8 protein-coding genes are annotated in these 11,675 nt (G+C 72.9%); 4 read left to right on the forward strand and 4 right to left on the reverse strand.

All coding sequences use genetic code 11. The features are described 5' to 3' along the window. Positions 1 to 67: 67 nt before the first annotated feature. The 3 genes from OHA88_RS20440 to OHA88_RS20450 are packed head-to-tail and all read right to left on the reverse strand — an operon-like array spanning position 68 to position 4,805. Positions 68 to 1,294 (reverse strand): VWA domain-containing protein, encoded by a 1,227-nt coding sequence (locus OHA88_RS20440; RefSeq protein WP_328626596.1) that lies wholly within the window; start codon positions 1,292 to 1,294, stop codon positions 68 to 70. Next, on the reverse strand, positions 1,291 to 3,696 hold the full coding sequence (locus OHA88_RS20445; protein ID WP_328626597.1) for a DUF5682 family protein: 2,406 nt from the start codon (positions 3,694 to 3,696) through the stop codon (positions 1,291 to 1,293). The genes OHA88_RS20440 and OHA88_RS20445 overlap by 4 nt, the downstream gene beginning before the upstream one ends. After that, on the reverse strand, positions 3,693 to 4,805 hold the full coding sequence (locus tag OHA88_RS20450; RefSeq protein ID WP_267002834.1) for an ATP-binding protein: 1,113 nt from the start codon (positions 4,803 to 4,805) through the stop codon (positions 3,693 to 3,695). The genes OHA88_RS20445 and OHA88_RS20450 overlap by 4 nt, the downstream gene beginning before the upstream one ends. 128 nt (positions 4,806 to 4,933) lie before the next feature. Here OHA88_RS20450 and OHA88_RS20455 point away from each other — a divergent pair, with 128 nt between their 5' ends. Beyond that, on the forward strand, positions 4,934 to 6,334 hold the full coding sequence (locus tag OHA88_RS20455; RefSeq protein WP_328626598.1) for an SWIM zinc finger family protein: 1,401 nt from the start codon (positions 4,934 to 4,936) through the stop codon (positions 6,332 to 6,334). A 17-nt stretch (positions 6,335 to 6,351) separates the two neighbouring features. Next, entirely contained in the window at positions 6,352 to 7,968 is a 1,617-nt protein-coding gene (locus tag OHA88_RS20460) for a DUF5691 domain-containing protein (RefSeq protein ID WP_328626599.1), read from the forward strand. Between the two features lie 171 nt (positions 7,969 to 8,139). Here OHA88_RS20460 and OHA88_RS20465 read toward each other — a convergent pair whose 3' ends face one another. Continuing rightward, positions 8,140 to 8,553, reverse strand: a complete 414-nt coding sequence (locus OHA88_RS20465; protein WP_030914396.1) for a cobalamin B12-binding domain-containing protein — start codon at positions 8,551 to 8,553, stop codon at positions 8,140 to 8,142. 353 nt (positions 8,554 to 8,906) lie between these two features. On the opposite strand from OHA88_RS20465, the gene OHA88_RS20470 reads away from it, so the two are divergent. Continuing rightward, positions 8,907 to 9,779 (forward strand): esterase/lipase family protein, encoded by an 873-nt coding sequence (locus tag OHA88_RS20470; RefSeq protein ID WP_328629744.1) that lies wholly within the window; start codon positions 8,907 to 8,909, stop codon positions 9,777 to 9,779. A 294-nt stretch (positions 9,780 to 10,073) separates the two neighbouring features. Further along, entirely contained in the window at positions 10,074 to 11,594 is a 1,521-nt protein-coding gene (locus tag OHA88_RS20475; protein ID WP_328626600.1) for a M23 family metallopeptidase, read from the forward strand. Positions 11,595 to 11,675 lie beyond the last annotated feature (81 nt).

Consider the following 11,675-nt stretch of genomic DNA (forward strand, 5'->3'; position numbering starts at 1 on the left):
AACGCAGTCCTCCGCGGACGACGGGACGATGCTTGCACGACCCTCCCGGGTTGACGCAAGTCCCTTGTTACTGATGGGTCTCCTTGTCCGGTATGGGCAGTGGCCTCTTCTCCAGTGCCGCGGCCATCACCTCCGGGAAAAGATCCGGGGTGCACGCGAACGCCGGTGCGCCCAGTGCGCCGAGCGCCGCCGCGTGCTCACGGTCGTAGGCGGGAGCACCCTCGTCGGACAGGGCGAGCAGCGTCACGAACTGCACGCCTGAGGCCTTCATCGCGGCGACACGCTTCAGCATCTCGTTGCGGATACCGCCCTCGTAGAGGTCGCTGATGAGGACGACGATCGTCTCGGCCGGGCGGGTGATCCTGGACTGGCAGTACGCGAGTGCCCGGTTGATGTCGGTGCCACCGCCGAGCTGGGTGCCGAAGAGCACGTCGACGGGGTCGTCGAGCTGGTCCGTGAGGTCGACGACGGCCGTGTCGAAGACGACGAGCCTGGTCCGCAGCGTCCGCATGGAGGCGAGCACCGCGCCGAAGACGGAGGCGTAGACGACGGAGGCGGCCATCGATCCCGACTGGTCGATGCAGAGGATGACGTCCTTCTTCACCGCCTGCGCGGCCCGCCCGTAGCCGATGAGCCGTTCGGGGACGACCGTGCCGGCCCCGTCCCCGCCGGGAAGCGGCAGGTAGTTCTTGAGGTTGGCCCGGATGGTGCGGTCCCAGTCGATGTCACGGTGGCGGAGCCTGTTGATCTTCGCCGAGCGGTCGAGCGCGCCGGTCAGCGTGGCCCTCGTGCGGGTGGCGAGCCGCCTCTCGAGGTCGTCGACGACCTTGCGTACGACGGCTCGTGCCGTCTCCTTCGTCGTCTCGGGCATGGCTTTGTTGAGCGAGAGCAGCGTTCCGACGAGATGGACGTCCGCCTCGACGGCCTCCAGCATCTCCGGCTCCAGCAGCAGCGCGGACAGACCGAGCCGGTCGATCGCATCACGCTGCATGACCTGGACGACGGAGCTGGGGAAGTAGGTACGGATGTCGCCGAGCCAGCGGGCGACGGAGGGGGCGGAGCCGCCGAGCCCGGCCGAGCGGTCGCCGCCGCCCCGGCCGCCGGGCCTGCCCCCGCCGCCGTACAGCGCGTTCAGTGCGCCGTCCATCGCGGCGTCCCGGCCGGTGAGGGTGCAGCCGGTGGTCTCGGCGCTGTCCCCGCCGAGCACCATGCGCCAGCGCCGCAGCCGTTCGTCGTCCGCCGCGCCGTGCCCGGCCCCCACCCTCGATGTGTCTGTGTCCGTGACCGTCGTCATCCTGTTGCCCCCAGCGGTTCGATGGCGTTGTCGACGGCGTCCGCGTCGCCGCCCTCTGCGTCCTCGGCGTCCAGCCCCAGCAGCAGCCGCAGTACGGGTACCACCGCCTCCGCCCGTTCCTCGTCGAGGGCGGGGCCGAAGCCGGGGGATGTTGTTCCGGTGACGGTCCCGGCCGGCCCTCCGGTGGCCGGGCCGCGGCGTACGAGCTCGCCCAGCGTGCGCCGTACGCCCGGTTCGTACGCCGAGAAGGTGCGGCGCAGCAGCGGCAGTACATCGGTGAACGTGTCCGCGGGGACGCCGGCCAGCCAGGCGTCGACCAGGCCGAGCAGCCGCTCGTCGTGGACGAGGAGCATGCCGCCGCCCCCACCGGCCCCGCCGACGAAGCCCTCGATCCAGGCCGCCGCGTCGGCCGGAGGCGTGCCGGGCGACAGGGCGAGGCCCATCAGCCGTGCCGCGTCGTCCTCTTCGAGCCGCCCCTCGTCGAGCAGCAGCCGGGCCGCCCGGCCCCGGATGACGCCGGCGACGGTGTCCCGGGCGGCCAGCTTGTGCAGCACGGCCGTCCAGCGCTCGCGGAGTCCGTCCGCCGGTACCGCACCGGCGAGCAGCCCGATCGCGGCGTGTACCCCGTCCACCTTGCGGCGCAGTTCGGCGGCGCCGTCGGTGTCGAGCCCGGTGCAGGCGGGCGGCAGTCCGACGCAGATCCGCTCGGCGAGCCCGGCCGCGACCTCGCCGAGCGCCGCCGTGTCCGTGGACCGTACGTCCCCGTACCGCAGGGTCCGCGCCAGGGCGGGCAGCGCGTCGGCGAGGTGGCCGACGTCGGCGTCGAGCGCGGCCCGGTCGGCGAGCGCCCGCATCACGACGGGCAGTGCGTCGGGCAGTTCGGCGAGGAGGCAGCGCTCGGCGAGCGCGGTGACCTCGGCGAGCGCGGTCGCCGAGACGGCCTCCGATTCGGCCTTGGCGGTGGCGGCGGTCAGCACGGTGGTGCCCCAGATCCCGGCCTCGGCGACCTGTACGTACAGCTCGGGCTCCCAGCGCAGCCGCCAGCTCTCCCGGAACGTGCCGGTGCTCCCCCGGCCGGCGGCCGGTTCGCCCCAGCCGACGGCGAGGAGCCGGAGCCGGTGCAGCAGGCGGCTGCGGGCCGCGTCGGTGTCCTTGCGGAGGTCGAGCTCCAACTCGCGCTCCAGCGCCTCCGGTTTGAGCCGCAGCGTGCGCTGGAGCCGAGCGAGGTCGCGCTGCAACGGCACGGCGGGGGCGGTGTCCGGCACCTCTCCGAGCGTCTCGCCGACGATGAGCCGGTCCTGTACGAGCGCGAGCGGCACATCGGAGCCCTCGCACATCACGGCCCGGATCGCGTCGGTCGTCTCGCTCAGCCCGGCGAGCGGCCGGCCGCGCAGGGCGGCGAGGGTCCCGGCGAGCCGCACAGCCTCGATGACATGGGCGGACGACACGAACCGGTCCTCGTCGCGCAGGAGTCCGGCGACCTTGGTCATCCAGCGTTCGATCGGCCGGTCGGGGGCGCCGAAGAGGTGCCCGTACCAACCGGGCGAGTCGATCCCCGCCCCGTAACCGCTGTGCCGGGCGAGCCGCCGATGGGTCCAGGGCACCCAGGTCAGCTCCGTCTTGACCTTGGGCAGCCCCTTGAGGAGGGCCCTGTCGGCGGTGACGGTCGTCCTCGCTCCGAGCGCGGGCACATGCCAGGCTCCGCAGACGACGACCACATCGTCCCCGAACTCCTTTCTAGCGGAACGCAGTTGGATCCGCATGTACGCCTCGCGGACGGCGTCGCGGGGGTGCCCGCCGTCCCCGTACACCTCGCGCAGCGCCGTCATCGCCTCGCCGAGCGCGGCGAACGGGGCCCGCGGGTCGACGAGCCGCCCGTCCGGTGCGCGGTGCTCGACGACGTCCTCCCACCAGCGCTCGGGGTCGTCGTAGCCGGCGGCCTCGGCAAGGACCCCGATGGGGTCGATCGGAGGCGCGGCCACCGCCCCGGCGGCGTCGCCGTCACCCGTCCGACCCTGTTCCTGATCGTGGTCGTGGTCCGCACCCGGGGCCGGGGAGTCGGTCATGGCCAGGGAGTGCGCCGCGGGCAGGTCGATGAAGCGGACCGGCACGTCGTGGCGGAGCGCCCAGCGGATCGCGACCCACTCGGGCGAGAACTCGGCGAGCGGCCAGAACGCCGCCCGGCCCGGGTCGTCCACCGCGTGGGCGAGCAGCGCCACCGGTGGCCGCATCCGCTCGTCGGCGGCGAGCGGCAGCAGCGCGTCACCCTCGGGCGGCCCCTCGATGAGGACGGCCCGGGGTCCGGCGGCGTCCAGCGCGGCACGGACCGCGCGGGCCGATCCGGGACCGTGGTGCCGGATCCCGAGCAGCAGCGGCCCGGCGGCGGGTGCGGCCCCGGTCACGCGGAGACCTCGCGGCAGGCGCGGTAGAAGTCCTTCCAGCCGTCCCGCTCACGGACCACCGTCTCCAGGTACTCCTGCCAGACCACCCGGTCCGCCGCAGGGTCCCGGACGACGGCGCCGAGGATGCCGGCAGCGACATCGCCGGGTCGCAGCACTCCGTCGCCGAAGTGGGCGGCGAGCGCCAGGCCGTTGGTGACGACGGAAATGGCCTCGGCCGTCGACAGCGTGCCCGAAGGGGACTTGAGCTTGGTCCGGCCGTCGGTCGTGACACCGTCGCGCAGTTCACGGAAGACCGTGACCACCCGACGGATCTCGGCCATGCCGTCGGGGGCGGCCGGAAGGTCGAGCGAGCGCCCCATCTGGTCCACGCGCCGGGACACGATGTCGACCTCGGCATCAGGCGTGGCGGGCAGCGGCAGCACGACCGTGTTGAACCGGCGGCGCAGGGCACTGGACAGCTCGTTGACCCCGCGGTCGCGGTCGTTGGCCGTCGCGATGACGTTGAAGCCGCGGACGGCCTGGACCTCCTGGCCCAGCTCGGGGAGCGGAAGCGTCTTCTCCGACAGGATCGTGATGAGCGAGTCCTGCACATCGGCAGGGATACGGGTGAGCTCCTCGATCCGCGCGGTCATGCCCTCGGACATCGCACGCATCAGCGGGCTGGGCACCAGCGCGTCGCGGCTGGGCCCGTGCGCCAGCAACTGCGCGTAGTTCCACCCGTAACGCACGGCCTCCTCGGGCGTGCCCGCCGTGCCCTGGACCAGCAGCGTCGAGTCGCCGCTGACGGCAGCCGCGAGATGCTCGGAGACCCATGTCTTGGCCGTGCCGGGAACGCCGAGGAGCAGCAGGGCGCGGTCGGTGGCGAGCGTCGTCACGGCGACCTCGACGAGGCGGCGGGGGCCCACATACTTGGGTGTGATCACTGCCCCGTCCGGCAGAACGCCGCCGAGCAGGTAGGTCGCCACGGCCCAGGGCGACAGCTTCCAACGCTCGGGCCGCGGGCGGTCGTCGGCGGCCGCGAGCGCCTTCAGCTCGTCGGCGAAAGCGTCCTCGGCATGCGGGCGCAGAGCCTCTGCGCGGACGCCGGCGGTGGTTTCGGACACGGTCATGGATCCCCCTCCAGATCGGTCGACCGGATGTGGTTCCCACCGTGCACCATGCCACTGACAATCGACCCTTCCCACGGTCTTTCCGCAGGTCGGAGCGATTGTCAGTGCCGCGCCCTACCGTCGTTGCCATGCTGCTATCTCACGGGGGAGAACCCTTGCGCACCGCTGCTCCGGTGGTGCGCTGGACGGTGGAGCAGGTCCTGGTCCTGGCTCCTGACGAGTCGTCACGCAAGGCCGGCGGCAGGCTCGGTTCGGCCGGCCCATGGACCGGCGCGGGCTGCGACGGATCGGGTGCGGTGTGGGGGCTGTGCAAGGGGAGCGGAAGCAAGCCGTATCAGACAGTGGTCGATACGACAGGCCCCGCGTACAAGTGCAGTTGCCCCAGCCGGAAGTTCCCGTGCAAGCACGCGCTGGGACTGCTGCTGCTCTGGGCGTCGGACGAGGCGGTGCTCGGCCCGGCGGAGGTGCCGGACTGGGCCGGGGAGTGGCTGGACGGCCGTCGCAGACGGGCGGCGCAGAAGGCCGAGCCGGCCGGGGGAGACGCGGTCGGCGCCGGTGCGGGCCCGTCCGACCCGGCGGCCGCGAGGCGGCGCGCCGAGCGCCGGGCCGAGCGGATCACCGGCGGCGCACAGGAGTTGGAGCAGCGGCTGACGGATCTGCTGCGCGGCGGCCTGGCGGCGGCCGACCAGTCGGGGTACGGGCTGTGGGAGGAGACGGCGGCCCGCATGGTCGACGCCCAGGCTCCGGGACTGGCGGGCCGGGTGAAGGAGTTGGGGGCGATCCCGGCGTCCGGACCCGGCTGGCCGGTGCGGCTGCTCGAGGAGTGTGCGCTGCTGCACCTGCTGGACACCGCGTGGCTGGGCATCGACCGGCTGCCGGAGCCGCTGGCGGCGACGGTGCGCACCCGAGTGGGTCTGACAGGCTCCGTCGATGGCCCACCGGTCCGCGACCACTGGCTGGTCCTCGCCCAGTACGACACCCCGGACGGCAAGATCGTCACGCGCCGGATCTGGTTGTCCGGGAAGGGCTCGGGCCGCACCGCACTGCTGCTGTCCTTCGGGGCGGCCGGACGCTCCCCCGGTCAGGCCCTGCCGGTGGGCGTCACCATCGACGCCGAGCTCACGCCGTACCGAGGGGCCGGGCAGCTGAGGGCGGAGCTGGGCGCGCAGTTCGGTGCGCCGGTGCCGACCGGTGCTCCCCCGCCGGGCTCCACGGCGACGGCCGCGGTCGCCGCGTACGGGCAGGCCCTTCGGGACGACCCCTGGCTGGAGTCCTGGCCGGTCACCCTGCGCGGGGTCATACCGGTGCCGTCGGGCGACGGCTGGCAACTGGTGGACGCGGCAGGCGATGCGGCCCTGCCCGTCACCCCGTCGGCACTGTCCCGGCCGGGTCTGTGGAAGCTCGTGGCGATCTCCGGCGGCGCGCCGGTCACCGTCTTCGGCGAATGCGGCCATCGAGGCTTCGACCCGCTCGCGGCCTGGGCCGACAGCTCCGACGACGGTGCGGCCGAGACCGTGCCGCTCATCTGACCCCTGGAGGAGGACCGATGCCCGGTACAGAACCGATGCCCAGTACGACCACCCCATGGGAAGAGCTCCTCACATCGGCGCTGCTCGGCACCGACCGCCGACCGCTCGCGGCGGGAGCCGGGCCGGGGCCGATCGCGCTGCTGGATGCGGCGGCGCTGCACACGGTGCGGCGCCGAGCCGGGCTGCGGCCCGCTGCCGCGGCCGCCCGGCCCGGAACAGCGCCCGCCGACCCGCGGCCGCCCCTGCCGCCCGCCGCGCGCCGAAGGCTCGCCCAGCTGCTCGCCGACCGGTCGGCGTCGAGCGGTGCGGGCGGCCGGCGCGGTGCGGAGCCCGATCTCACGGAACTGATCCCGCAGTGGCTGGCCGCCGCCAATCTGCGCGGTTTCCGGGCCCCGGCGGCGCTGCTGCCACCTCTGCTGGACGCGGCCCGGGCGCGTACCGACCTGCGGCCGCAGGCTCTGGCGTTCGCCGGGCCGCGTGGGCTGTGGCTGGCCGGGCTGAACCCCGAATGGAAGTTCGCGCTGCGCGGCTCGTCGGGAAGCTCGCTGCTGCCCGAGGTGACCGACGCCGATGCGGTGCACCGGCTCTGGGAGGAGGGGCTGTTCGCCGAGCGCGTCGCGCTGCTCGGGGCCGTACGGGCGCACGATCCGGGTGGTGCGCTCGCGCTGCTGACCAGCACGTGGGCGACGGAGCGCGCCGAGGACCGGCTGATGTTCCTGGACTCGTTGCGCGCCGGGCTGTCCGCCGCGGACGAACCCTTCCTGGAGCAGGCCCTCTCCGACCGCAGCCGCAATGTGCGCGCGACGGCCGCCGAGCTGCTGTCCGCGCTGCCGGAGTCGGCGCTGGCCGGGCGGATGGCGGCCCGCGCCTCGTCGTGCGTGAACCTTGACCTGACGGCGGGCGACGCGACCGTCGCCGTGGAGGCGCCGCACGAATGCGACGCCGCGCTGCAGCGCGACGGCGTGGTGGCGGTGCCGCCGTCCGGACGGGGCGAACGGTCCTGGTGGCTCGGCCAGTTGGTGGAGGCGACCCCCCTGTCCGTCTGGCCGGGGCGGTTCGGCGGGCGTACGGCGCAGGAGATCGTCGCCCTGCCCGTCGCCGACGGCTGGGGCGAGGAGCTGCACGCCGCCTGGTGTCGGGCGGCGGTGCGGCAGCGCGATCCGCAGTGGGCGCGCGCACTGCTCGGCCCCCCTTCGCTCCCCCCGTCGAACGGGCCCGGTACGGCGTCGCTCGCCGAGCGGTCGAAGCTCCTCGCCACGCTGCCCGGCGCGGAACGGGCCGCATGGGTGGCCGGCTTCGTCGCCGCGCACGGCCTGTCGGAGGCGTTCCAGCTCCTGGGCGTCTGCCCGGTCCCCTGGGCGGAGCCGCTCGGCAGATCGGTTGTCGACGCGCTCGACATCGCCCGCGACGCCGGTAGTTACCCATGGAGCTTCAGCGGCGTCATGGGGCTGGCCGAGCGCTGTCTGAACCCGGCGGAGGCGGACCGTCTGGAAGTCCTCACGACCACCCCGGACGAGCCGGAAGGAGCGTCACCGGGCGCGGCCGGCTACTGGTCGGAGGCGTTCCGGCGCCTGGTCTCCACGCTGCGGCTGCGCGCGGCGATGGATGCGGAGCTGGGGGCGGAGACGGCGTAGGCGGGCCTGGGCGGCTGGTGCGGCCGCGAAGGCGGGTTGCGCGGGCCGCGCCGGTCCTGGATTTCGCCCCGGGCACAGGGCCACCGGACCGCGTGCCGCGGGAGACGCGACAGGCGGACCGGGGCGGGCGTCGACCCGGCTGGGGCGGGCCTGGACCGCCCTCTGCCGGGGTCAGGCTTCTGCGGGCTGGCGGACGTTCGCGTTCACCCAGTCGACGATCGACGCCGTCGTCGCTCCCGGGGTGAAGATCGCCGCGACGCCCTGTTCCTTCAGCGGCGCGATGTCCGCCTCCGGAATGATGCCGCCGCCGAACACCTTGATGTCCTCCGCGTCGCGCTCCTTGAGCAGCTCGATCACCTTGGCGAAGAGCGTGTTGTGCGCGCCGGAGAGGATCGAGAGCCCGATCGCGTCGGCGTCCTCCTGGATCGCGGTGTCCACGATCTGCTCGGGCGTCTGGTGGAGCCCGGTGTAGATGACCTCCATACCGGCATCGCGCAGCGCTCGCGCGATCACCTTGGCGCCGCGGTCATGGCCGTCGAGGCCCGGCTTGGCCACCACCACACGGATCGGACCGGTCACACCCATCACTGCCTCCACATGCGTCTCCCGTGCCTGAAGGGCCGGGGATGTGAACGAACGTTATCGACAGCATCCCGCAACCCGCCGTTTCGCGGTGTACCGGGAGGGGGAAATCACACCTGGGACATGTTCGCCAGGCTCCGTTCCCACATCACGCGGCACACCCGCCGCGCGGGACGGACGCCAGGGGAGCCGCTACGAGGCCGCCGTACCACCGCGCCGCCAGCCGCACGGCACGGCGGTACGGCACCAGGGGCCCGACCAGCCCCCGCCCACACCTCTGCCACGGCGCCCATGAGGGCATACGGGGACCGGAGCCGCCTCCCCGTGCGCCGAGCAGGAGGTCGGCCATGAGGGTCATGAAGGTCCTGCCTTTCCTTCCATCGATGCTGCGCGAGCCGTGTCTGCGCCGCGCCTGGCTGTCATCGGCACTGCTGAGGGCCACCGCACTGGAGCTGATCGTGCTCGCCGGGCATGTGCTCCTCTATCCCGCCGGCATCACCAGCGAGCGACGGGATCCCGCGCGCCCGTCCGAGCCGCCCTTCGAGCCGTCCACCGCACCGGCCGGTACCCCGGCCCTTCCCGTCGAGAGCCCCGACCGGCCGCCCGTCGTCCTGCTCCACGGGTTCATCGACAACCGCTCCGTCTTCGTCCTGCTGCGTCGCTCCCTCACCCGGCACGGCTGGCACCATCTGGAGTCCCTCAACTACTCGCCGCTGACCTGCGACATCCGTACGGCCGCCGAGCTGCTCGGCCGGCACATCGAGGAGATCTGCGGCCGCACCGGGCACCATGAGGTCGACATCGTCGGGCACAGCCTCGGTGGCCTGATAGCCCGTTATTACGTGCAGCGACTCGGCGGTGACCGACGGGTCCGCACCCTGGTCACTCTCGGCACCCCGCACGGCGGCACGGCCGTCGCCCCGATGGCCAGCGCGCATCCGATCGTGCGCCAGATGCGCAGCGGTTCCGCCCCGATCGAGGAGCTGCGCCGGCCCGCGCCCGGCTGCCGGACCCGGTTCGTGAGCTTCTGGAGCGAGCTGGACCAGGTGATCGTCCCGGCCGAGGCGGCCTGCATCGACCATCCGGACCTCGATGCCCAGAACGTACGCGTCAGCGGGATCGGCCATCTCGCGCTGCCGGTCCACCCGGCGGTCGCCGCCGGGATCCGCCAGGCGCTCGAGTCCCCGGAAGCGGCCCCCGGACTCGCGGGTACCGCGTCAGTGGCCTGAGGAAGACCGGAATCCTCACCGCGCAAGGCCGCCACGCCGCGATGAGGGTCGCCCACCCGCGCCCCGGGCCGCCCGGACAGTCCCAGAAAATAGAACGCGTTTCGAACATAGAGCCAAAGCTCTGTGCACAGTCCGTCGAAAGGCGGCCGATTGCCCGTTTCCTGAGCGGCCAAAACCTGACGAAGATTGTCGGCGTCGCATACCGGCGGGTACAGTCGCGGCCACTGCTTTCCCCCTGGGATCCCCCACCGGACCCAGACCCCAGGTCCTGCTGCCGAGGCGAGAGAGAAGTTGGTGAACGACCAGCACCCCCACGCCGGGTATGTCGGTTACGACAGCCACTCCACGGGCAGCTTCGACAACGACCCGCTCTTCGGCTCCCTCCCGGGCAGCTACGACGGCACGTACGACACCACCGGCTACAACGGTGGCTACGACGGCGGTTACGACGCCGGACAGGCCGGATACAGCGGCCAGTACGACTCGAGTCAGTGGAACGCCGGCGTGCAGCAGACCGCCGCGTACGACCCCTATGCCGCGTACGGGACCCAGCAGCCGCAGCAGTACGCCACCACCGCGACCTGGATGCCGGATACCGGTGGCATTCCCGCACAGGGCGGCGCCCCGGAGTCGTCGGGCCAGTGGGACACCAACGGCTGGTATCAGGACGGTCAGTGGACGACAGCCGGGACGGCCGCCTACGACACCGGCGCGTACGACGCCACCGCCTGGAACACCGGCGCCACGCCCGGACACGATCAGCAAACCGCGCAAACTGCGCACACCGCGCAGGAGTCGTACGAACCCGAACAAACTGCGCACAGCGCCCAGGATTCGTACGAGGCGCATGAGTCGTACGAGTCGTACGCGGACCAGGGCTCCTACGATCCGTACGAGCCCTACCGCACGGCCGAGTTCAGCCTGCCCGACACGGACCTCGCCGCCGCCACCGACATCGTCGACGACAGTGACGGCGACAGCGACAGCGACGACCTCGACACCGACCGCGTGGCGGACCGCAGCGCCGACGACATCCCCCGCCCCATGAGCCGCCCCAGCACCCGTGGCGGCAGCCGCAGTCGGCGTCGCACCCCCGCGAAGCGTTCCGCACTCCTCACCGTCGCCGTTCCCTCCGCCTGCGTGATGAGCGTCGCCGGTATCGCCGCCGCCTCCGTCGGCGGGCTCGGCAGCGGCGAGGAGAAGGACGACACCATGTCGATGGCGGCTGCCGACCCCGGCACCGTCAAGCCGGTCGCCGCCAACAACAAGCTGGACACCCAGCTCGCCAACCTCAGCGCCGACGCGGAGAACTTCGCCGACCGCGCCAGCCGTACCCAGGAGCGCATCGACCTGAAGGAGCGGCAGGCGGCCGAGAAGAAGAAGCGCGAGGAAGAGGCCGCGCGCAAGGAGGCTCTGCGGCCCAAGTTCCTCCTGCCGGTCGCGCAGCACGGCCTCAGCGCCTACTTCGGCCAGGCGGGCGTCAACTGGATGTCCGTGCACACGGGCATCGACTTCCCCGTCTCGTACGGCACCCCGGTGATGGCCGCGACGGACGGCACCGTACGCACCCAGTGGAACAGCGCCTACGGAAACATGGCCATCGTCACCATGGCCGACGGCACCGAGACCTGGTACTGCCACCTCAGCAGCACCAAGATCCGCTCGGGCCCGGTCAAGGCCGGTGACGTCATCGCGTACTCCGGAAACTCCGGGAACTCCACGGGCCCGCACCTGCACTTCGAGGTCCGGCCCGGTGGCGGCGCGGCCATAGACCCGTTGCCCTGGCTCCGCAGCCACGGCCTCGACCCGACCTGAGCAGCCGCAGGGATCCACGGCGAGTGGTGGCAGGCACTTCCACGCCGGCCACCACCGCCGTCAGCGCCCCCAGGGGCGTCC

Origin of the sequence: Streptomyces sp. NBC_00353 (assembly GCF_036108815.1) — a bacterium.
Lineage (GTDB): Bacteria > Actinomycetota > Actinomycetes > Streptomycetales > Streptomycetaceae > Streptomyces.